Consider the following 20,599-nt stretch of genomic DNA (forward strand, 5'->3'; position numbering starts at 1 on the left):
GACGTTCAGCGAGACCTGTGGGGAAGCCAGTGCGTGAATACCTGCTGACGCTCTGCATCACGGCCGCGGTGACGTATCTGCTGACTGGGCCGGTACGCAAATTCGCGATCGTGGCCGGAGCCATGCCGGAGATCCGGGCCCGTGACGTGCATCGGGAACCGACCCCCCGGCTCGGCGGTATCGCCATGTTCTTCGGCCTGTGCGCGGGCCTGCTGGTCGCCGACCACCTGGAGAACCTCAACGAGGTCTTCGCCAAGTCGAACGAGCCACGGGCACTGCTGTCGGGGGCCGCGCTGATCTGGCTGATCGGCGTGCTGGACGACAAGTTCGAGATCGACGCCCTGATCAAGCTCGGCGCCCAGATGATCGCCGCGGGCGTGATGGTCATGCAGGGTCTGACGATCCTGTGGTTGCCCGTCCCCGGCGTCGGCACGGTCTCGCTCACCCCGTGGCAGGGCACTCTGCTGACCGTGGCGCTGGTCGTCATCACGATCAACGCGGTGAACTTCGTCGACGGCCTCGACGGCCTCGCCGCGGGCGTCGTGTGCATCGCGTCCGCCGCGTTCTTCATGTACGCGTACCGGATCTGGTACGGCTACGGCCTGGAGGCGGCGGCCCCGGCGACCCTGTTCGCGGCGATCCTGATGGGCATGTGCCTGGGCTTCCTGCCGCACAACATGCACCCGGCGCGGATCTTCATGGGCGACTCGGGCTCGATGCTGATCGGACTCGTGCTCGCCGCGGGCGCCATCTCGATCACCGGGCAGGTGGACCCGGACGCGATGAACCTCTTCTCCGGTTCCGAGCGCGAGACGGTCCACCAGACCGTCCCGGTCTACATCCCGCTGCTGCTGCCGCTGACGATCATCGCCATCCCGGCCGCCGACCTCGTGCTCGCGATCGTGCGCCGCACCTGGCGCGGCCAGTCGCCGTTCGCCGCCGACCGCGGTCATCTGCACCACCGGCTCCTGGAGATCGGCCACTCGCACAGCCGGGCCGTGCTGATCATGTACTTCTGGTCGGCGCTGATCGCCTTCGGCGCCCTGGCGTACTCCGTGAACTCGGCGTCCCTGTGGATCGTGCTCGGCATCGTCGCACTGAGCGCGGTCGGCCTCGTGCTCCTCCTGCTGCCGAGGTTCACACCGCGTGCCCCGCGCTGGGCCGAGAGCTTCGTCCCGCCGCGCTACCGGCGCCGCCGCGACGGCGAACCCGAGGAAGCGGAGGCACCCGCCGCGTGCGAGGCGGAGGAGGAACCGGAGCCGGAGCACGAGCACCTGGCCCCGATCACCGCGGGTGTCAACGGGGCCACGGCCGTCAGCAGCCGGATCCGGCCGACCCGGCACAAGGCCGAGTCGTCGCGTTGACCTACAAGGTAAGAATCTGACTAACGCATTGCCGACCCGTGAGGGTGCAAAGGGTTTCAATACCAGACAAGTCGCCCCGCCGCCTGCGCAGACGCGCAGGTTCACCCTCATGTGTGACGGCGGGCACACCGTCTAGGTAAAGACCGCATCAAATAGTTTGTGATACGGTTCACGAGAACCCCGGGAAAGAGCCGATGGGCCCAGTGAGAGGGACCCTCGGTGTGAGGACCCCACTCGGCCCGGGACTACGCTCGTCCATGACGACACCCTGCCCCCTGTGAAAGCGGAGTTGCCGCCATGCCGTCCAATGACGCCCGGAACCTACTGCAGACCGCTGTGCCCACAGCGGCCGTCGGCGTGCTCGCCGTGGCCGCCGGCGGTGTTGTCGCGGGTGGCAAGGGGGCGCTCGGCGCGGCTGTCGGTGCGGTGCTGGCCATCGTCTTCATGGGGATCGGCCTGTACGTCCTGCAGTGGACCGCAAAAACGCTCCCGCATCTGTTCCAGGCCATGGGCCTGATGCTCTATGTCGCACAGCTGCTGCTGCTTCTGATCTTCGTGGGCCTCTTCAAGGACACGTCCCTCTTCAACGCGAAGGCGTTCGCCCTCTCGCTCGTCGTCGCGACCGTCGTGTGGATGGCCGCGCAGGCTCGTGCGCACATGAAGGCCAAGCTGTTCTACGTCGACCCGGACTCCCAGGAGCGCGAGAAGTCCCAGAAGGCGGGCTCCGCGACGTGAGGGGTAGGGCCGGGATAAAGACGTGTGAGAGATCCTGCTATCGTCCGGTGCCAACTGCGGCATCGCGGGCGCGGGCACTTGAGCTGACGCCTGCTCAATCGCGAGGCTCGAGGGCCCGAAGCCGCCCCCACATCCGTAACACCAGTCCGGTGCCGATCCGCGGCTGCGCGCCGCGCCGACACAACGAGGTTGCCGTACCCATGCGTCACGCCGAAGGAGCCCGCGGTGAGTGCTGACCAGACCCAGCTCGCCTTTGACTGGAGTTGTCGGGTCCTGTCCGACAACGGGTGCGGTTTCCCGGCCCCGGGCCTGCAGTCCTTCATGTTCAAGCCGCTCGCCACGGTGGGGGGCTTCGAGTTCAACAAGGTGATGCTGCTCGCCCTCCTTGCCACCCTCGTCATCGTCGCCTTCTTCTGGGCCGCCTTCGGCAAGGCCAAGGTCGTCCCGGGCAAGGTGCAGATGATCGGCGAGGCCGGCTACGACTTCGTGCGCCGCGGCATCGTGTACGAGACGTTGGGCAAGCGCGAGGGCGAGAAGTACGTCCCGCTCATGGTCTCGCTGTTCTTCTTCATCTGGATCATGAACGTCTGGTCCGTGATTCCGCTGGCCCAGTTCCCGGTGTCGTCGGTCATCGCCTACCCGGCAGTGCTCGCCGCGATCGTCTACCTCACGTGGGTGGTGCTGACCTTCAAGAAGCACGGCTTCGTCGGCTTCTTCAAGAACGTCACCGGCTACGACAAGTCGCTCGGCGCGGTGCTGCCGCTCGTGATGGTCATCGAGTTCTTCTCGAACCTGCTGGTCCGCCCGTTCACGCACGCGGTTCGACTCTTCGCCAACATGTTCGCCGGTCACCTGATGCTGGTCATGTTCACCGTGGCCTCCTGGTACCTGCTGAACAGCTGGCTGGTCGTGGGCGCCGGCGTCTCCTTCGTGATGACGATGGCCATGATCTGCTTCGAGCTCTTCGTCCAGGCCGTCCAGGCGTACGTCTTCGTGCTCCTCGCCTGCTCCTACGTTCAGGGCGCTCTCTCCGAGCACCACTGATCCGTACCACCTCCGCCCACCCCGAGACGTCCGGTGGCCAACCCCCACCGGTCCATGAAAGAGAAGGAAGAACCGGCATGTCCGCTCTTGAGACCCTCGCCGCCACCGCTGGTGTCCACGGCTCCGTCGGCTCGATCGGCTACGGCCTCGCTGCGATCGGCCCCGGCATCGGCGTCGGCATCATCTTCGGTAACGGCACGCAGGCCCTGGCCCGCCAGCCCGAGGCCGCCGGTCTGATCCGTGCCAACCAGATCCTGGGCTTCGCCTTCTGTGAGGCGCTCGCCCTCATCGGCATCGTTATGCCGTTCGTGTTCGGTAAGTAATCAGCTCTTACCCGACACGAATCGACGAAAGGCACTGATGTGATCGCCAACCTGGTACAGCTGGCGGCCGAGGAGACGGAGCAGAACCCGCTCGTCCCCCCGGGCCCGGAGCTGCTCGTCGGCACCATCGCCTTCGCCATCGTGTTCTTCTTCTTCTGGAAGAAGCTGCTTCCGAACATCAACAAGGTTCTGGAGGAGCGTCGCGCGGCGATCGAAGGCGGTATCGAAGAGGCCGACGCCATGAAGGTCGAGGCCCAGAGCGTCCTTGAGCAGTACAAGGCCCAGCTCGCCGAGGCCCGGCACGAGGCCGCGCGTCTGCGCCAGGAGGCGCAGGAGCAGGGTGCCACCCTCATCGCCGAGATGCGGGCGGAAGGCCAGCGGCAGCGCGAGGAGATCGTCGCCGCCGGTCACGCGCAGATCGAGGCCGACCGCAAGGCCGCCGCTCAGGCGCTGCGACAGGACGTCGGCACGCTGGCCACCGAGCTGGCCGGCAAGCTCGTCGGTGAGTCCCTCGAGGACCACGCCCGGCAGAGCCGCGTCATCGACCGCTTCCTCGACGAGCTCGAGGAGAAGGCCGAGGCCGCGCGATGAACGGAGCGAGCCGCGAGGCCCTGGCTGCCGCACGCGAGCGTCTCGACGCGCTGACGGACTCGACGTCCGTGGACGCGGCGCAGCTCGCCGACGAGCTGGCCGCCGTCACCGCGCTGCTCGACCGCGAGGCGTCGCTGCGTCGGGTCCTCACCGACCCGGCGCAGCCCGGCGAGGCCAAGGCCGAACTGGTGCAGCGCCTGCTCGGCGCACAGGTCAGCGGGCCGACCGCGGACCTGGTGTCCGGCATGGTGCGTACCCGGTGGTCGCAGTCGCGTGACCTGGTGGACGCGCTCGAGGAGCTGGCGAACCTCGCCGACCTCACCGCCGCCGAGAAGGCGGACGCGCTCGACGACGTGGAGGACGAGCTGTTCCGGTTCAGCCGGATCGTCTCCTCGGACACCGGGCTGCGTGCCGCGCTGACCGACCGGGCCGCGAGTGTCTCCGCCAAGAGCGAGCTGCTGCGGCGGCTGATCGGTGGTCGCGCCAACGTGACGACCGAGCGTCTGGTGACGCGCCTTGTGACCGCGCCGCGGGGACGTAGCCTGGAAGCGGGACTCGAGTCCCTGTCCAAGCTCGCGGCCGCGCGCCGTGACCGCATGGTCGCCGTCGTCACCTCGGCGGCGCCGCTGAGCGACACCCAGAAGCAGCGCCTCGGTGCCGCGCTGGCCAAGCTCTACGGCCGCCAGATGCACCTCAACCTGGACGTGGACCCCGAGGTCCTCGGCGGGATCCGGGTGCAGGTCGGCGACGAGGTCATCAACGGTTCGATCGAGGACCGGCTCGAGGACGCCCGCCGCCGCATGGCGAGCTAGCAGCAACTCCATACGCAGTACAACGGCCCGAGTTGGGCCGTGCAGAGGATTCCTGGGGGTCGCCCCCAGACCCCCACAGAAACTTCGGGCCCAACAAGGAGAGCAGGGAACCCAGATGGCGGAGCTCACGATCCGGCCGGAGGAGATCCGGGACGCGCTGGAGAACTTTGTCCAGTCGTACAAGCCGGACGCGGCCTCGCGCGAGGAGGTCGGTACGGTCACCCTTGCCGGCGACGGCATCGCGAAGGTCGAGGGTCTGCCCTCGGCCATGGCCAACGAACTGCTGAAGTTCGAGGACGGCACCCTCGGCCTCGCCCTCAACCTCGAGGAGCGCGAGATCGGTGCCATCGTCCTCGGTGAGTTCAGCGGCATCGAGGAGGGCCAGCCGGTGCAGCGCACCGGTGAGGTGCTCTCGGTCGCGGTGGGCGAGGGATACCTCGGCCGCGTCGTCGACCCGCTCGGCAACCCCATCGACGGTCTCGGCGAGATCGAGACCGAGGGCCGTCGCGCCCTCGAGCTGCAGGCCCCCACGGTCATGCAGCGCAAGTCGGTGCACGAGCCGATGGAGACCGGCTACAAGGCCGTCGACGCCATGACCCCGATCGGCCGCGGCCAGCGCCAGCTGATCATCGGTGACCGGCAGACCGGCAAGACCGCCCTGGCCGTCGACACGATCATCAACCAGCGTGACAACTGGCGTTCCGGCGACCCGAAGAAGCAGGTCCGCTGCATCTACGTCGCCATCGGCCAGAAGGGCTCGACCATCGCGTCGGTCCGCCGCGCGCTGGAGGAGAACGGCGCGCTGGAGTACACGACCATCGTCGCCGCCCCGGCGTCCGACCCGGCCGGCTTCAAGTACCTGGCGCCGTACACCGGATCGGCCATCGGCCAGCACTGGATGTACGCGGGCAAGCACGTCCTCATCATCTTCGACGACCTCTCGAAGCAGGCCGACGCCTACCGCGCCGTGTCCCTGCTGCTGCGCCGCCCGCCGGGCCGTGAGGCCTACCCGGGTGACGTCTTCTACCTGCACTCCCGTCTGCTGGAGCGCTGCGCCAAGCTCTCCGACGACATGGGCGCCGGTTCGATGACCGGTCTGCCGATCGTCGAGACCAAGGCCAACGACGTCTCGGCGTTCATCCCGACCAACGTCATCTCCATCACCGACGGCCAGTGCTTCCTGGAGTCCGACCTGTTCAACGCCGGCCAGCGTCCGGCCCTGAACGTCGGTATCTCGGTCTCCCGCGTCGGTGGTTCCGCCCAGCACAAGGCCATGCGCCAGGTGTCCGGCCGTCTGCGCGTGGACCTCGCCCAGTTCCGTGAGCTGGAGGCGTTCGCCGCCTTCGGTTCCGACCTGGACGCCGCGTCGAAGGCGCAGCTGGAGCGCGGTCAGCGCATGGTCGAGCTGCTGAAGCAGAACCAGTACGAGCCGATGGCCACCGAGGACCAGGTCGTTTCCGTCTGGGCCGGCACCAACGGCCGTATGGACGACGTTCCGGTCAACGACATCCGTCGCTTCGAGCGTGAGCTCCTGGACTTCCTGCACCGCAAGCACCAGGGCCTCATGACCTCCATCAAGGAGGGCGCCAAGATGTCGGACGACACGATCCAGGCGATCGACGACGCCGTCGCGGAGTTCAAGAAGCAGTTCGAGACCTCGGACGGCAAGCTGCTCGGCGAGGACACCCCGGCTGCAGCCGCCAAGTGACGTAAGGAAGGGACCTGACTCATGGGAGCCCAGCTCCGGGTCTACAAGCGTCGCATCCGATCCGTCAGCGCGACCAAGAAGATCACGAAGGCGATGGAGATGATCGCCGCCTCGCGCGTCGTCAAGGCGCAGCGCAAGGTGGCGGCCTCCACGCCCTACGCGACCGAGCTCACTCGCGCGGTCACGGCGGTCGGCACCGGCTCGAACACCAAGCACCCGCTGACCACGCAGGCCGAGACGGTGACGCGGTCCGCGGTGCTGCTCCTGACGAGCGACCGCGGTCTGGCCGGCGCCTTCAACTCCAACGCGATCAAGGCGGCGGAGCAGCTGACCGCACGGCTGGAGCGCGAGGGCAAGCAGGTCGACACGTACATCGTCGGCCGTCGTGGTGTCGCGCACTACAACTTCCGTGAGCGCAAGATCACGGAGTCGTGGACGGGCTTCACCGACGACCCGACGTACGCGGACGCCAAGAATGTCGCGGCTCCGTTGATCGAGGCCATCGAGAAGGAGACGGCGGACGGCGGCGTGGACGAACTCCACATCGTCTACACCGAGTTCGTCTCGATGATGACGCAGTCGGCGCTCGACGCCCGGCTGCTGCCGCTCAGCCTCGAGGAGGTGGCGGAGGAGTCGCACGGCAAGGGCGAGATCCTTCCGCTGTACGACTTCGAGCCCTCGGCGGAGGACGTCCTCGACGCCCTGCTGCCGCGCTACGTGGAGAGCCGTATCTACAACGCGCTGCTCCAGTCGGCCGCTTCGAAGCACGCCGCAACGCGGCGCGCGATGAAGTCGGCCACCGACAACGCCGGCGAGCTCATCGAGAGCCTCACCCGGCTTGCCAACGCGGCCCGCCAGGCCGAAATCACCCAGGAAATCAGCGAGATCGTCGGAGGCGCTAGCGCCCTGGCCGACGCGACCGCGGGGAGTGACTACTAATGACCACCACTGTTGAGACGGCCACGGCGACGGGCCGCGTCGCGCGGGTCATCGGCCCGGTCGTCGACGTGGAGTTCCCCGTCGACGCGATCCCGGACATCTACAACGCCCTCCACGTCGAGGTCCAGGACCCGGCGAAGGAGGGGGAGAAGCGGACGCTGACCCTCGAGGTCGCGCAGCACCTGGGCGACGGCCTGGTCCGCACCATCTCCATGCAGCCCACCGACGGTCTGGTCCGCCAGGCCCCGGTGGTCGACACCGGCGACGGCATCACCGTCCCGGTCGGCGACTTCACCAAGGGCAAGGTGTTCAACACCCTCGGTGAGGTGCTGAACGTCGACGAGACGTACGAGGGCGAGCGCTGGTCCATCCACCGCAAGGCCCCGAACTTCGACGAGCTCGAGTCGAAGACCGAGATGTTCGAGACCGGCGTCAAGGTCATCGACCTGCTGACCCCGTACGTCAAGGGCGGCAAGATCGGCCTGTTCGGTGGCGCCGGCGTCGGCAAGACGGTGCTCATCCAGGAGATGATCTACCGTGTCGCCAACAACCACGACGGTGTCTCCGTGTTCGCCGGTGTCGGTGAGCGCACCCGTGAGGGCAACGACCTCATCGAGGAAATGAGCGACTCGGGCGTCATCGACAAGACCGCGCTGGTCTTCGGTCAGATGGACGAGCCGCCGGGCACCCGTCTGCGTGTGGCCCTCGCGGGTCTGACGATGGCGGAGTACTTCCGCGACGTGCAGAAGCAGGACGTGCTGTTCTTCATCGACAACATCTTCCGCTTCACGCAGGCCGGTTCCGAGGTCTCCACCCTGCTCGGCCGTATGCCGTCCGCGGTGGGTTACCAGCCGAACCTGGCCGACGAGATGGGCCTCCTCCAGGAGCGCATCACCTCGACCCGCGGTCACTCGATCACCTCGATGCAGGCGATCTACGTCCCCGCCGACGACCTGACCGACCCGGCCCCGGCCACCACGTTCGCCCACCTCGACGCGACGACGGTTCTGTCCCGTCCGATCTCCGAGAAGGGCATCTACCCGGCCGTGGACCCGCTGGACTCCACGTCCCGCATCCTGGACCCGCGTTACATCGCGCAGGATCACTACAACGCCGCCATGCGCGTCAAGACGATCCTGCAGAAGTACAAGGACCTCCAGGACATCATCGCGATCCTCGGTATCGACGAGCTCGGCGAGGAGGACAAGCTCGTCGTCCACCGGGCCCGCCGTGTGGAGCGCTTCCTGTCCCAGAACACCCACGTCGCCAAGCAGTTCACCGGCGTCGACGGTTCGGACGTCCCGCTGGAGGAGTCGATCGCGGCCTTCAACGCGATCATCGACGGCGAGTACGACCACTTCCCGGAGCAGGCGTTCTTCATGTGCGGTGGCATCGAGGACCTGAAGAAGAACGCGAAGGAGCTGGGCGTCTCCTGACGGCCCCCTGTCGCGGGCCCTCCCGGGTCCGCGACAGGACTGCCTCTTGGTGAGAGGGGTGGAGAAGCACCCCGTGGGCGCGTTCCCGCGGGGTGCGGTCCGCCCCTCTCCCCACGCCTACTAGAATTCAGACCAACACCCGGCAACCGCCGGGTGGTGACCCGAGGAGCCACCCTTGGCTGCTGAGCTGCACGTCGAGCTGGTCGCGGCCGACCGCAAGGTCTGGTCCGGCGAGGCCACCCTGGTCGTCGCGCGCACCACGTCCGGCGACATCGGCGTCATGCCCGGTCACCAGCCGCTGCTCGGTGTGCTGGAGTCGGGCCCGGTGACCATCCGTACGAGTGATGGTGGAACGGTCGTCGCCGCGGTGCACGGCGGTTTCATCTCGTTCGCGGACAACAAACTGTCGCTGCTGGCCGAGATCGCCGAACTGTCGGACGAGATCGACGTCCAGCGCGCGGAGCGGGCGCTCGAGCGCGCGAAGTCGGAGGCCGACGCCTCCGCGGAACGCCGAGCGGACGTCCGACTGCGTGCGGCGGCGTCGAGCTGACCACAGCGCGTACGCAATGACGTGACACTCAGCCGCGGCTGGGACCGGAGCAATCCGGTCCCAGCCGCGGCTGAGGCAAATCGGGGTGTTTTTTCCGTTCCGTTACCTAGGAGACGAGGAGGTCGGTGCCGATGGTCCTCGCTCTGACTGTGTGCGGAATTGTCGTCGCTCTCGTGGTGGTGGGGCTGTTCGTCTTCGGTCTGCGCCGCAGGCTCATCCAGCGGTCGGGGGGCACCTTCGACTGCAGCCTGCGCTGGGACGTCCCGGAAAAACCCGACACCAACGGCAAGGGCTGGAGCTACGGCGTCGCCCGCTACAACGGCGACCGCGTCGAGTGGTACCGCGTCTTCTCCTATGCCCCGCGCCCGCGCCGCGTCCTCGAACGCTCGGCCATCGAGGTGGCGGGCCGGCGCAGCCCGGAGGGCGAGGAGGAACTGGCCCTGCTCTCCGACGCCGTGATCCTCGCCTGTCAGCACCGGGGCACCCGCCTGGAACTCGCGATGAGCGACGACGCGCTGACCGGCTTCCTCGCCTGGCTGGAGGCGGCCCCGCCCGGGCAGCGGGTGAACGTGGCGTAGCCGCGGCCGCTTCCCCCGGACGAAGCCGGGAGGAGCGACCGCGGCCCCTGGTGGGGAAGCCGTCCTACGACAGACTGCTGTTGATGGCGCTCACCAGTTCACCGTTGCTGGTGTCACCACTGAACTCCCAGAAGAACGCGCCGCCCAGACCCTGGGTCTTGGCCCAGGCCATCTTGGTGCCGATGGTGGCCGGGGTGTCGTACGACCACCAGTTGCTGCCGCAGTGCGCGTACGCCGTGCCCGCGATGGTGCCGGTGACCGGGCAGGACGTCTTGAGCACCTTGTAGTCCTCGATGCCCGGCTCGTAGGTGCCGGGCGCCGCGCCGGTGGCCGTGCCGCCGGGGGCGTCCTGGGTGACGCCGGTCCAGCCGCGGCCGTAGAAGCCGATGCCGATCAGCAGTTTGCCGGCGGGGACGCCCGCCGCCTTGTACTTTGCGATCGCGTCGGCCGTGGTGTAACCGGCCCGCGGGATACCGCTGTACGAGGTCAGCGGCGAGTGCGGGGCGGTGGGGCCCTGTGCGTCGAAGGCGCCGAAGAAGTCGTACGTCATCACGTTGTACCAGTTGACGTAGCTCGCGGCGCCCGCGTAGTCGGCCGCGTCGATCTTGCCGCCGGAGGAGCCGTCGGCCGTCACGGCCGCGGTGACCAGGGCGGAGGAGCCGAACTTGGCGCGCATCGCGGCCATCACGTTCTTCAGGGCCGCGGGCCCGCTGGTGTCGCAGGACAGACCGCAGGCGTTCGGGTACTCCCAGTCGAGGTCGATGCCGTCGAAGACATCGGCCCAGCGGGGGTCCTTCACCAGGTCGTAGCAGGACTGGGCGAAGGCGGCCGGGTTCTTCGCCGCCTCGCCGAAGCCGCCGGACCAGGTCCATCCGCCGAACGACCACAGCACCTTGATGTTCGGGTACTTGGCCTTCAGCTGGCGCAGCTGGTTGAAGTTGCCGCGCAGCGGCTGGTCCCAGGTGTCGGCGACACCGCTGACGGACTGGTCGGCGGTGAACGCCTTGTCGTAGTCGGCATAGGAGTCGCCGATCGCGCACTTGCCGCCGGTCACGTTGCCGAAGGCGTAGTTGATGTGCGTGATCTTCGCGGCGGAGCCGGACGTCACCAGGTTCTTCACGTTGTAGTTGCGGCCGTAGATGCCCCACTCGGTGAAGTAGCCGAGCTTGACCTTGTCCCCGGTGGTCGGCGGGGTCGTGGTGCCGCCCGTGGTGTGCACCGCGACCGCGCCGCTGACCGGGCCGGTCTGGTCGGCGGTGTCGCGGGCCTGGATCGTGTACGAGTAGTCGGTGCCGGCGCTCAGACCTGTGTCCGTGTACGACGACGTCGTCACGGTGGCGACCTTGGTGCCGCCGCGCAGCACGTCGTAGTTCTTGACGCCCTTGTCGTCGGTCGCCGCGCTCCAGGACAGCTTCACCGAGGTGTCCGTGATGGCGGAGGCGGTCGGTGTGCCCGGTGCGGAGGGCGGGTTGTCGCCGGGAACGGTGGTGCCGCCGTCACAACCCGCGCCGTTGAGGGAACAGTTGCTCGGCGCCCCCGAACCGGCGCCGTTGAAGCCGAAGGAGACGGAGGCGCCGGGGGCGAGGGTGCCGTTGTAGGACTTGTTCTTGGCGGTCCAGTGGGTGCCGGAGTTCGTCACGTCCGCGTCCCACGCCGAGGTGACGGACGTACCGGAGGGGAAGTCCCAGGTGATCGTCCAGGAACTGATGCTGGTGGTACCGGTGTTCTTCACGGTCCACTTGCCTTCGAAGCCGCTGCCCCAGTCCTGGGTCTTGGCGTAGGTGGCGGTGGCCGATGTGGCGGCGTGGGCGGGACCGGCGAGTCCCACCAGGCCGGCGAGCGGAAGCAGCAGGGTGGCGAGTCCTGCCGCGGCTCTGTGTCTGAAGCGCATTCCGCGCCTCCTTCGGTCGTTGTGCGCCGGGGGGTGTCAGGGGCATGACTGAGCCTTCACGCCCAAGTGCCGCGAGAATAGAAAGGTCTGGACCATCGGTCAATAGGTCTGGACCATCGGGCAGTTGGCGAGCGGGAACCCCGGTTTCCCCGCCCGCGCCCGGCTGCCGCCCGCTCGGAGCAGGGCCGTACGCTGACCGGACTGCAAGCGGATCCGGGAGGGGCGGATGAGTCAGGGCATACGCCCCGGAGCCGTGCTCGTCGTGGACGACGACGCGGCCATCCGCCGTTCGCTGGAGCGCGGACTTCGACTCGGCGGCTTCCGGGTCCGCACCGCGGGCAGCGGTCCCGAGGCGCTCGCGGCGATCCGGGAGACACCGCCGGACGTGCTGGTCCTCGACGTGTCGATGCCCGGTATGAGCGGCATCGAGGTGTGCACCCGGCTCCGCGGCGACGGCCAGGACCTGCCCGTGCTCATGCTCTCCGCGCTCGACGAGACCGCCGACCGTATCGCCGGCCTCCAGGCGGGCGGCGACGACTACCTCGTCAAACCGTTCGCCCTGCAGGAGCTCGTGCTGCGGCTGCACGCCCTGCTGCGCCGCAGGCCGCCGGTGGACCGCGACACGCTCCGGTTGGCGGACCTCGTGATCGACCCGGCGGCCCGTACCGCGCACCGGGGCGGCCGGCCGCTGGAGCTGACCCGGAGGGAGTTCGAACTCCTCGAAGTCCTCGCCCGCAACGCCGGTCTTGTCCTCACCCGCGACCAGCTCCTGGACCGGGTGTGGGGATACGACTTCGATGTGCGCACCGACGCGGTCGACACCTTCGTCAGCTATCTGCGACGCAAGCTCGAGGCGCACGGCGGCAGGCGGCTCGTGCACACGGTGCGCGGAGTGGGCTTCGTGCTCCGGGAGGAACCATGACGGACCGGGGTGCCCGGCGCACGCCTGCGGGGGAGTCGGTATGAGGCTGTCCACCCGCATCGGAATCGCCGTCGGACTCACCGTCCCGCTGCTCGTGCTCGCCTCCGGCTGGCTGCTGCTCCGCCTGGTCGCCCAGGATCTGCACCGGGAGGAGGACCGCCGGCTGCGCGAGCGGGCCGCGGCCGTGCTCCCGGACGCCCGCGCCCTGCTGCGTGCCACGGCGGCGGGCCGTTCCCAGGCGGCCGACACCAGGGAACGGCGGCTCTACAGCGCGGCACTCGACGTCGGCATACGCGTCGTGGGACCCGCCGCGACCTTCACCGGTGGACCGCAGCCCGCTGCCTCGGTGGCGCTGCCGGCGCGGGCCGCCGCACCGGTGACCGTGCGCCAGGGCGGGAACAGCTGGCGGGCGCTGTCCGTGCCGGTCGAGATCACCCGCGCCCACGGCACCCTCTGGGTGTTCCAGTCCGACACCGCCGAGCGGACCCAGCTCCGGCTCGTACGACGACGCGTGGTCATGACGGCCCTGCTCGCCGCCCCCCTGTCCGGTCTGCTCGCCTGGGGCGTCGCCACCGGAGCCACCGGTCCGCTGCGCCGGCTCGGCCGCCGCACCGCGGGCCTCGACCCCCGCACGAGCACCACCCGGCTCCATCACGAGCACACCGGCGTGACAGAGGTGGACGACCTCGCGGACACCCTCCGGACGGTCCTGGCACGCTACGACGAACAGGCCGCCCGCACCGGTGAGGCCCTGGAGACGGCGCGCTCCTTCTCCGCCGCGGCCTCGCACGAACTGCGCACGCCGCTGATGAGCATGGGCACCAACCTCGACATCCTCACGGGCCACCCGGACCTGCCGGAACCGGACCGTACGGAGGTCCTCGGCGATCTGCGCAACGAGCACGCCCGCCTCCTGGGTCTGCTGGTGATGCTGCGGGATCTGGGGCGCGGCGATCTGGTGGAGGCGGAGGCGTTCCGCACGGTGGACGTCGCGGAGAGCGCGGACGCGGCGGTCGCCGAGGCCGGGCGGCGTGATCCGCACGCCCGGATCACGCTGCGGGCCGAACCCGGGCTGACGGTGCACGGCTGGGAGCCCGGACTGCGGCTGCTGCTGGACAACCTGCTCGCCAACGCACTGGCGCACGGACGGGACGCGCGGGGCGACGCACGGGTGGCGGTCGGCGTGCGGGGCACCGGCACCGAGGTCGTGATCACGGTGGACGACCGCGGTCCCGGCGTGCCGCCCGAGGCGCGCGAGCGGATCTTCGGGCGGTTCCTGCGCGGGCCGGAGAGCGCCGGGTCGGGTCTCGGACTGACCCTGGTCGCCCAGCAGACGGCGCTGCACCGGGGGAGTGTCACGGTCGGGGACGGTCCGGACGGTGCCGGGGCGCGCTTCGCGGTGCGGCTGCCCCGGGTCGGCGGCGAGCTGCCCGACCGGCGGGACTGGCTGATCGCAGCAGCCGGGGCGAACCGGTCACAGAGTTCCCACAAAGTCGGTTCCTAGCCTCCGCGGCGGAGGACGGACGACGGGCCGTCCGGAACGGAGGCGGAGATGGACGCACGACGAGGGCGCCGCACACTGCTCGCAGGACTGGCCGCGGCGGCGCTGCTGGCGACCGGAACCGGGGCGGCCGCGGCCGACAGCTCACCCGCGCCCGGGCCCACGGGTGACGGAGCGCACGCGTTGTGCAAGCGGGTGCCGAAGATCGACCGGCGACTCGAGCGGGCGCTGAAGCGGCTCGACGGCGGAGTGGGCGCGCGCGGATCCGTCGCACGGCTCCAGCGGCGTCTGGACAACGCGAAGAAGGCGGACCACGACGAGATCGCCACGCTCCTCCAGGACCGGCTCACCTTCCGCAAGTCCCTGGTGCCGACGCTTCAGCAGCGTCAGAGGGACCTGGAGGGCGTCAAGAGCTGGTGCGCCGCCCACAACAACGGCAAGGCGGCGAGGTGATGCGGGCGCGCCGGGCGCTGCGCCGGGCGGCGCCCGCGGTGGTCCTCCTGGTGGGGCTCACCGCGGGCTGCGCCGGGAACCGTGGCGCGGCGGCCACGCCGTCCTCGTCCGCGGCCCCCTCGGCGGAACCCTCCGGTCTCGCCGACGCGCAGAAGGCGGTGTCCGCCGCCGAGTCCGCGCTCGCGCGGGCCGACCAGGACGCCGCGCAGGACGACAGCGACCGCTGACGGGCCGGGGAGCGCCGTTCAGCGCTCCCCGCCCGGCACCCACAGCACGTCGCCGGTCTCCTTGTTCGCGTACCGGGCGAGGATGAACAGCAGATCGGAGAGCCGGTTGAGATAGGTCGCGGTCAGCGGGTTCATCACCTCGCCGTGGACCTCCAGAGCGGCCCAGGTGGAGCGCTCGGCCCGCCGTACGACCGTGCAGGCCTGGTGCAGCAGGGCGGCTCCCGGCGTGCCGCCGGGCAGGATGAACGAGCGCAGTTTCTCCAACTGCTCGAGGAACCGGTCGCAGTCCGCCTCCAGCCGGTCGACATAGAACTGCTCGACCCGCAGCGGCGGGAACTCGGGGTTCTCGACCACGGGCGTCGACAGGTCCGCACCCACGTCGAACAGATCGTTCTGTACGCGGGTGAGGACCTTGACGACCGCCTCGTCGAGTCCGCCCAGCGCGATCGCGGTGCCGATGACCGCGTTCGCCTCGTTGGCGTCCGCGTACGCGGCGATCCGCAGGTCGGTCTTCGGCACCCGGCTCATGTCGCCGAGGTGCGTCGTCCCGCTGTCGCCGGTCCGCGTGTAGATGCGCGTCAGATTGACCATGTGACCAGCGTAGTTACGCTCCGGCGGTCCGGAACACCCGTGTGCCCACCGTCACGGCGGGTGTCGCGAGGCCGGTGGCGACCGGCGCCCCGCACGGTTCGACCGCCGTCGCGCGGTAGCCGGGGAACGCGTCCCGGACCGCGTCCACCGGACAGCGGAACGGCATCGGGTGGGACAGCCCGCCCGGCAGGGTCCAGGAGCCGTCGGCAGAAGCGGCCCGGACGGCGCCATGAGCGGCATCGTCGTCGCGTTGACGACGGGTGCGTACTCCTGCGGGATGCCCTCCTTCATGGCGGTGCGTACGACAGGGAGGCGAGCGGGACGGCCGGCGGCGCCACGAGGACGAAGCCGATCACCATCCCCGCGAGCGATGCCCGGGCTCTTCTCGAAGACGATCGAGAATCCGGCGAACGCGGCATCGAAGAGGACGAGTTGGAGCAGCGGACCCGGTACCGGCGCCTGCCAGGAGCTGCTCCCCGACGCCGGCGCGGCAGGCCGGTGAGCGGCAGGCCGCATCAACCGGGTGCACCGGACGGTGACGGCCGTCATCGACCGGGAGACGACGGCCGGCCGCAATCCGGACGCAGGGTCCCGCGAGGTCCTTGTGCTTCTCGACCGCATCGAGGAGCTGTTGAGCGACAAGGTGCCCAACTACGCCGTCCGGGCCCAGGAATGACCCGTGCCGGTGTGATGTCCGTCATGTGAGACGTGACGCGCATTACTAACTGCTCACACAGCCCCCCACGAGCGCTAGGGTCCGGCCGAGAGGCATACGTAGCGCGTCAGGGGAGTCGCACAGTGGCACGGAAGCTTGCCGTCATCGGAGCCGGACTCATGGGTTCCGGTATCGCCCAGGTATCGGCTCAGGCCGGTTGGGACGTCGTCCTGCGTGATGTCACCCAGGAGGCGCTGACGCGTGGCACGGACGCCATCAAGGCCTCGTACGACAAGTTCGTGAGCAAGGGCAGGCTGGAGGCGCACGACGCCGACGCGGCGCTCGCCCGCATCACTTCGACCACCGACCTCGACGCCGCGGCCGACGCGGACGTCGTCATCGAAGCGGTCTTCGAGAAGCTCGAGGTCAAGCACGAGATCTTCCGGACTCTGGACAAGCTCGTCCGTGAGGACGCCGTGCTCGCCTCCAACACCTCCGCCATCCCGATCACCAAGATCGCGGCGGCCACCGAGCACCCGGAGCGGGTCGTCGGTGTGCACTTCTTCTCGCCGGTGCCGATGATGCAGCTCGTCGAGCTGGTCCGGGGGTACAAGACGAGCGACGCGACCCTCGCCACCGCCCGGGAGTTCGCCGAGTCCGTGGGCAAGACCTGCATCGTCGTCAACCGCGACGTGGCCGGGTTCGTGACGACCCGTCTCATCTCGGCGCTCGTCGTCGAGGCGACCAAGCTCTACGAGTCGGGCGTGGCCACCGCCGAGGACATCGACCTCGCCTGCAAGCTGGGGTTCGGCCACGCCATGGGTCCGCTGGCCACCGCCGACCTCACGGGCGTCGACATCCTGCTGCACGCCACCAGCAACATCTACACCGAGTCCCAGGACGAGAAGTTCGCTCCGCCGGAGCTGATGCGCCGGATGGTTGACGCCGGTGACTTCGGCCGCAAGAGCGGGCAGGGGTTCTACACGTACTGAATCCGCACGCACCTCTGGGGCCTCACCCCGTGGGGTGAATTCGGTATCGGTTCGCTTACAGACGGCAACCAGATCGTCCTTGGGGCAGTCAGAAGTTGCACAACCACAACGCGGAGTAAGAACGACGCACTCTCGGGGAGCGCATATGCACATCAGGGGCGACCACGCCGGGGTGGTCGTCGGGGGCCGCCTCGACGTCCACAGCGCGGCGGACGCCCGTACGGTCCTGCATGCGGCCGTCGACGACGGAGTCGGCGACCTGATCCTCGACCTGTCCGAACTGGACTCCTGGGACGCCACCGGACTCGGGGTGATCATGGGAGTCCATCGGAGGGCCGGACGGTGCGGACGGCGGCTGGTGCTGCGCGGCGTGCCGGCCCAGATGCAGCGTCTGCTGGTGGCCACCCGGCTGCACCGGATCCTGGCCATCGAGGGCGGCATCGGGGTGGAGTCCCTCCCCCGGGTGTGAGCGAGGAGTGCGGCGCGTCACGGGAGTGAACGCTGACGAAACGCACGTCGCGCGCAATCCTCACGAGACTGTGATGTCTCGGACGGCGCGGTACCCCGGCTTGTCAGAGATACTGTGCGAAGGTTTAGGGTTCGGCTGCCCGCCGCCCGACACCCTAGAGCGGGCACCGGACCAGAAGCGACAGCGCAGTGTGCGGCGAGGCCGGGAGGGGCTCAGGCACACGACGCTTTTGGGGGGCTAGGACCTATGGACCCGAACAACACGGGACCCGAGGAGTACGGCCACGACGGCGCCGGAGACACGCCGCGTCAGCGCCCGCCGCGGGATCCCATGACCCCGGACTTCGGACAGCCGGTACCCGCGCTCGTGCGAACCGTCGGGCTGGTGTCCGGCGATCTGCTGCTGACCGTCAACCCTGTCGACGGCAGCGAGATAGAGGTCCGGCCGCCGGAGGGAACCTCGGGGTCCGAGCGGCCGGTGAAGTACACCACGGCGGAACGGGCCACGCGCGCCGCCGCCGCCCGGCCGCCGGTGCCCGCGGGATCCGTCCAGCGGCCGCCGACGCTGCTGGAGCGCCAGGACGAACGTGAGCGACTGGTGAGGCTCCTCGCCCGTGGACGCTCGGTCCGTCTCACCGGACCCGCCGGCTCCGGGCGCAGCGCCCTGCTGGACGTCGTCGCCGAGGACTGCTCGGACCTCGCGCCCGACGGCGTGGTGCGCCTGTCCGGCAACCGCCGCACCGCGAGCGACCTCCTGTACGACCTGTTCGCCGCCGTCTACCGGGCACCCCTGTACCGCCCGGGGCTCCAGGAGCTGCTCCAGTACGTCCACGAGATCGGCGCCGTCGTCGTCCTGGACGACCTGGAGATCGGCGGCAGCGCGCTCGACGAGCTGCTCGACGCGACGCCCGAGTGCGCGTTCCTGCTGTCCGCCACGCCCGACGTGCCCGCACCCTCGACCGACTCGCATGTGGAGGAGGTCTTCCTCGGCGGTCTCGACCGCGCGGGCGGTGTGGAACTGCTCGAGCAGGCCGTCGGCCGCGAGCTCAGCGAGGAGGAGTCCAACTGGGCGGGCGATCTGTGGTTCGAGTCCGAAGGGCTGCCGCTGCGCTTCGTGCAGGCGGGGGCCCTGCTGCGGCAGCGTGACAGGCAGCAGGCCGACGAGAGCGCCGTGGACGAGTTCGGTGTCTTCGAGGACGTCCCGGTGGACGCGCCCTTCGACGCCGGGGACGGCAACGACGTCCCGCTGCCCTCGCTCGCCGAGGCCGCCGCGGCCGCCCCGCTGCTCGCCTCCCGGCTGAGCGCGTCGGCGCGCGAGACCCTGAAGTTCGCGGTTGCACTCGGCGGCGAGGTGCCCCACCAGACGCATCTGCCGGCCCTCGTCGACGACACCCACGCGGACGCGGCGCTCGCCGAACTCGTGGGCTGCGCGCTGGTCTCCCCGGTCGGCTCCCACTACCGGCTCGCGGCCGGGGTGCTCACCCAGCTGGAGGCCGCCGGGTACACCACCGGCGCCGAGGAGTACGCGCTCAAGGCCGGCCGGCACTACGCCTGGTGGGCCGGACACCCCTCCGTCACGCCGGAGAGGGTCTCGGCGGAGGCCGACGCCGTGCTGGCCGCACTGACCGCCCTGGTGCCGAACACCACGCCACCGGAGGGCGACGAGGAGGCCCCCGCCGTCGAGCTGGCCCGGCAGGCCGCCCCCGCGTTCGCCGCGGGGCTGCAGTGGGGCGCCTGGGAGCGGGCGCTGCGGGCCGGGGCCGAGGCGTCCCAGCTCTCCGGAGAGGTCGGCGAACAGGCCTACTTCCACCATGAGTTGGGCATACTCGCGCTCTGCGGCGGACAGCTGGACCGGGCCCGCGCCGAGCTGGAGGCCTCCATCGGGCTGCGCGGCGCCCTCTCCGACAAGCGGGGCGCGGTCGCCGGACGGCGTGCCCTCGCGCTGGTGGCCGACCGTTCCGGGACGACGCCGGCCGGCGGGCGGACCGCGGCGGGCGAGGAGGTGTCGGACGCACGGCACGAGGAGTCGGCGTCGCCGCCCGGCGGCGTACCGGCCGGCTTCATGCTGACCGCCCCGACCGGGGACACGGCCACGCTCGTCACGCACCGGGCCGTGAACGAGCCTGAGGGCGGCACCGCGGGCGGAACCGCGCCCAAGGGCCTGCGGGGCGTGGTGAAGGGCACCCGGCGCAACCTCGTGGCCGCGGGCGCCGGCGCGGCGCTGGCCGCCCTGCTCGGTACGGTCGTGACGCTCGGCATGACATCGAACAACGACCCGAACGCCCCCTCCGACAACGTCCGTGTGGGCCCCTCGGCGAGCCAGGGCGCGGACGACGACGGCCTCGGAGCGGCCAAGGTGGACAAGGGTGACGACGGAGACGCCTCCGGCACCGCCAAACCGCCGACGCCGACGGATCCCGGCCCGGACGGAACATACGGCACATCCGACGACCCGACGCCGACCAGCACGAGCGGGTTCCCGGTCGACGAACCCACGGGGACGAAGGGGTCGAAGCCTACGAAGTCGCCGTCCAAGTCGCCCACCTCGAAGCCGACGAAGACGACCAAGCCGCCAACCACGCCGTCGGACCCCTCGGATCCGTCGGACCCGCCGACCTCGCCGTCGGACCCCGTGACTCCGTCGGATCCGCCGACCGAGACCACCACCCCGCCCGCCTCCAACTCGGCAAGCGGTCCCGCCTCCTCCAGCGCCCCCGCCACCGTGACCAGCTCGGCGAGCGTCCCGGAGGGCGCCGACCCGGGTGCGCCGTCGGACACGGGCACGGTGATCTGAGGCCACCGTCCACACGGCGAAGGCC

21 protein-coding genes are annotated in these 20,599 nt (G+C 69.9%); 19 read left to right on the forward strand and 2 right to left on the reverse strand.

From position 1 onward, the window contains the following. Positions 1 to 29 precede the first annotated feature (29 nt). The 11 genes from ADL25_RS24660 (at position 30) to ADL25_RS24710 (ending at position 10,080) form a co-directional block, all read left to right on the forward strand. A complete protein-coding gene (locus tag ADL25_RS24660) occupies positions 30 to 1,364 on the forward strand; it encodes an MraY family glycosyltransferase (RefSeq protein ID WP_059130007.1) in 1,335 nt (444 codons plus the stop codon). A 297-nt stretch (positions 1,365 to 1,661) separates the two neighbouring features. Beyond that, on the forward strand, positions 1,662 to 2,099 hold the full coding sequence (locus tag ADL25_RS24665; protein ID WP_059130008.1) for a hypothetical protein: 438 nt from the start codon (positions 1,662 to 1,664) through the stop codon (positions 2,097 to 2,099). Positions 2,100 to 2,372: 273 nt separating this feature from the next. Next, positions 2,373 to 3,143: a F0F1 ATP synthase subunit A gene (gene atpB, locus ADL25_RS24670; RefSeq protein ID WP_059130076.1), complete on the forward strand. Its 771-nt coding sequence runs from the start codon at positions 2,373 to 2,375 to the stop codon at positions 3,141 to 3,143. 77 nt (positions 3,144 to 3,220) lie between these two features. Further along, positions 3,221 to 3,466 carry an ATP synthase F0 subunit C gene (gene atpE, locus ADL25_RS24675; RefSeq protein WP_059130009.1) on the forward strand — a complete coding sequence of 82 codons (246 nt, stop codon included), beginning with the start codon at positions 3,221 to 3,223 and terminating at the stop codon, positions 3,464 to 3,466. A 39-nt stretch (positions 3,467 to 3,505) separates the two neighbouring features. Then, positions 3,506 to 4,057: a F0F1 ATP synthase subunit B gene (locus ADL25_RS24680; protein ID WP_059130010.1), complete on the forward strand. Its 552-nt coding sequence runs from the start codon at positions 3,506 to 3,508 to the stop codon at positions 4,055 to 4,057. Continuing rightward, a complete protein-coding gene (locus ADL25_RS24685; RefSeq protein ID WP_059130011.1) occupies positions 4,054 to 4,869 on the forward strand; it encodes a F0F1 ATP synthase subunit delta in 816 nt (271 codons plus the stop codon). The genes ADL25_RS24680 and ADL25_RS24685 overlap by 4 nt, the downstream gene beginning before the upstream one ends. Before the next feature lie 115 nt (positions 4,870 to 4,984). Continuing rightward, positions 4,985 to 6,577, forward strand: a complete 1,593-nt coding sequence (gene atpA, locus ADL25_RS24690) for a F0F1 ATP synthase subunit alpha (RefSeq protein WP_059130012.1) — start codon at positions 4,985 to 4,987, stop codon at positions 6,575 to 6,577. Positions 6,578 to 6,598: 21 nt separating this feature from the next. Continuing rightward, a complete protein-coding gene (locus tag ADL25_RS24695; RefSeq protein WP_059130013.1) occupies positions 6,599 to 7,516 on the forward strand; it encodes a F0F1 ATP synthase subunit gamma in 918 nt (305 codons plus the stop codon). After that, positions 7,516 to 8,952 (forward strand): F0F1 ATP synthase subunit beta, encoded by a 1,437-nt coding sequence (atpD, locus tag ADL25_RS24700; RefSeq protein ID WP_059130014.1) that lies wholly within the window; start codon positions 7,516 to 7,518, stop codon positions 8,950 to 8,952. The genes ADL25_RS24695 and atpD overlap by 1 nt, the downstream gene beginning before the upstream one ends. 175 nt (positions 8,953 to 9,127) lie before the next feature. Further along, positions 9,128 to 9,502 (forward strand): F0F1 ATP synthase subunit epsilon, encoded by a 375-nt coding sequence (locus tag ADL25_RS24705; RefSeq protein ID WP_059130015.1) that lies wholly within the window; start codon positions 9,128 to 9,130, stop codon positions 9,500 to 9,502. Positions 9,503 to 9,633: 131 nt separating this feature from the next. Further along, entirely contained in the window at positions 9,634 to 10,080 is a 447-nt protein-coding gene (locus ADL25_RS24710; protein ID WP_059130016.1) for a DUF2550 domain-containing protein, read from the forward strand. A 64-nt stretch (positions 10,081 to 10,144) separates the two neighbouring features. Here the strand turns inward: ADL25_RS24710 and ADL25_RS24715 are convergent, their stop codons facing one another. Continuing rightward, the gene (locus tag ADL25_RS24715) at positions 10,145 to 11,971 is read right to left on the reverse strand and encodes a glycoside hydrolase family 18 chitinase (protein WP_059130017.1); all 1,827 of its coding nucleotides are present in this window, start codon (positions 11,969 to 11,971) and stop codon (positions 10,145 to 10,147) included. Between the two features lie 226 nt (positions 11,972 to 12,197). Between ADL25_RS24715 and ADL25_RS24720 the strand changes: the two genes are divergently transcribed. From ADL25_RS24720 to ADL25_RS49120, 4 genes are read left to right on the forward strand one after another with little or no spacing between them, the layout of a single operon-like run. After that, positions 12,198 to 12,893: a response regulator transcription factor gene (locus tag ADL25_RS24720; RefSeq protein WP_059130018.1), complete on the forward strand. Its 696-nt coding sequence runs from the start codon at positions 12,198 to 12,200 to the stop codon at positions 12,891 to 12,893. A gap of 40 nt (positions 12,894 to 12,933) precedes the next feature. Next, the gene (locus tag ADL25_RS24725) at positions 12,934 to 14,397 is read left to right on the forward strand and encodes a sensor histidine kinase (RefSeq protein ID WP_059130019.1); all 1,464 of its coding nucleotides are present in this window, start codon (positions 12,934 to 12,936) and stop codon (positions 14,395 to 14,397) included. Between the two features lie 48 nt (positions 14,398 to 14,445). Continuing rightward, positions 14,446 to 14,847, forward strand: coding sequence for a hypothetical protein (locus ADL25_RS24730; RefSeq protein WP_059130020.1), 402 nt, complete (start codon positions 14,446 to 14,448; stop codon positions 14,845 to 14,847). Then, the gene (locus ADL25_RS49120) at positions 14,847 to 15,074 is read left to right on the forward strand and encodes a hypothetical protein (protein WP_059130021.1); all 228 of its coding nucleotides are present in this window, start codon (positions 14,847 to 14,849) and stop codon (positions 15,072 to 15,074) included. Before ADL25_RS24730 ends, ADL25_RS49120 begins: the two co-directional genes overlap by 1 nt. Positions 15,075 to 15,092: 18 nt before the next feature. Here ADL25_RS49120 and ADL25_RS24740 read toward each other — a convergent pair whose 3' ends face one another. Further along, complete coding sequence (locus ADL25_RS24740) at positions 15,093 to 15,665, reverse strand: cob(I)yrinic acid a,c-diamide adenosyltransferase (RefSeq protein ID WP_059130022.1); 573 nt, start codon at positions 15,663 to 15,665, stop codon at positions 15,093 to 15,095. 535 nt (positions 15,666 to 16,200) lie between these two features. On the opposite strand from ADL25_RS24740, the gene ADL25_RS49125 reads away from it, so the two are divergent. The 4 genes from ADL25_RS49125 (at position 16,201) to ADL25_RS24755 (ending at position 20,574) form a co-directional block, all read left to right on the forward strand. Beyond that, entirely contained in the window at positions 16,201 to 16,341 is a 141-nt protein-coding gene (locus ADL25_RS49125; RefSeq protein WP_159045000.1) for a hypothetical protein, read from the forward strand. Positions 16,342 to 16,463: 122 nt separating this feature from the next. Beyond that, the gene (locus ADL25_RS24745; RefSeq protein ID WP_059130023.1) at positions 16,464 to 17,312 is read left to right on the forward strand and encodes a 3-hydroxyacyl-CoA dehydrogenase family protein; all 849 of its coding nucleotides are present in this window, start codon (positions 16,464 to 16,466) and stop codon (positions 17,310 to 17,312) included. A gap of 145 nt (positions 17,313 to 17,457) precedes the next feature. Next, positions 17,458 to 17,781 carry an STAS domain-containing protein gene (locus tag ADL25_RS24750; RefSeq protein ID WP_059130024.1) on the forward strand — a complete coding sequence of 108 codons (324 nt, stop codon included), beginning with the start codon at positions 17,458 to 17,460 and terminating at the stop codon, positions 17,779 to 17,781. A gap of 246 nt (positions 17,782 to 18,027) precedes the next feature. After that, positions 18,028 to 20,574, forward strand: coding sequence for an ATP-binding protein (locus ADL25_RS24755; RefSeq protein WP_059130025.1), 2,547 nt, complete (start codon positions 18,028 to 18,030; stop codon positions 20,572 to 20,574). Positions 20,575 to 20,599 lie beyond the last annotated feature (25 nt).

It is taken from the genome of Streptomyces sp. NRRL F-5122 (assembly GCF_001507435.1).
GTDB classification, from domain to species: domain Bacteria; phylum Actinomycetota; class Actinomycetes; order Streptomycetales; family Streptomycetaceae; genus Streptomyces; species Streptomyces lannensis.

Bases quoted from the DNA above. Each gene is read 5' to 3' on its own strand.
- atpD (WP_059130014.1), top strand. From the start codon at position 7,516: ATGACCACCACTGTTGAGACGGCCACGGCGACGGGCCGCGTCGCGCGG.
- ADL25_RS24730 (WP_059130020.1), top strand. From the start codon at position 14,446: ATGGACGCACGACGAGGGCGCCGCACACTGCTCGCAGGACTGGCCGCG.
- ADL25_RS24695 (WP_059130013.1), top strand. From the start codon at position 6,599: ATGGGAGCCCAGCTCCGGGTCTACAAGCGTCGCATCCGATCCGTCAGC.
- ADL25_RS24755 (WP_059130025.1), top strand. From the start codon at position 18,028: ATGGACCCGAACAACACGGGACCCGAGGAGTACGGCCACGACGGCGCC.
- ADL25_RS24740 (WP_059130022.1), bottom strand. From the start codon at position 15,665: ATGGTCAATCTGACGCGCATCTACACGCGGACCGGCGACAGCGGGACG.
- atpE (WP_059130009.1), top strand. From the start codon at position 3,221: ATGTCCGCTCTTGAGACCCTCGCCGCCACCGCTGGTGTCCACGGCTCC.
- ADL25_RS24710 (WP_059130016.1), top strand. From the start codon at position 9,634: ATGGTCCTCGCTCTGACTGTGTGCGGAATTGTCGTCGCTCTCGTGGTG.
- ADL25_RS24725 (WP_059130019.1), top strand. From the start codon at position 12,934: ATGAGGCTGTCCACCCGCATCGGAATCGCCGTCGGACTCACCGTCCCG.
- ADL25_RS24715 (WP_059130017.1), bottom strand. From the start codon at position 11,971: ATGCGCTTCAGACACAGAGCCGCGGCAGGACTCGCCACCCTGCTGCTT.
- ADL25_RS24720 (WP_059130018.1), top strand. From the start codon at position 12,198: ATGAGTCAGGGCATACGCCCCGGAGCCGTGCTCGTCGTGGACGACGAC.
- ADL25_RS24750 (WP_059130024.1), top strand. From the start codon at position 17,458: ATGCACATCAGGGGCGACCACGCCGGGGTGGTCGTCGGGGGCCGCCTC.
- ADL25_RS24665 (WP_059130008.1), top strand. From the start codon at position 1,662: ATGCCGTCCAATGACGCCCGGAACCTACTGCAGACCGCTGTGCCCACA.
- atpA (WP_059130012.1), top strand. From the start codon at position 4,985: ATGGCGGAGCTCACGATCCGGCCGGAGGAGATCCGGGACGCGCTGGAG.
- ADL25_RS49120 (WP_059130021.1), top strand. From the start codon at position 14,847: ATGCGGGCGCGCCGGGCGCTGCGCCGGGCGGCGCCCGCGGTGGTCCTC.
- ADL25_RS24685 (WP_059130011.1), top strand. From the start codon at position 4,054: ATGAACGGAGCGAGCCGCGAGGCCCTGGCTGCCGCACGCGAGCGTCTC.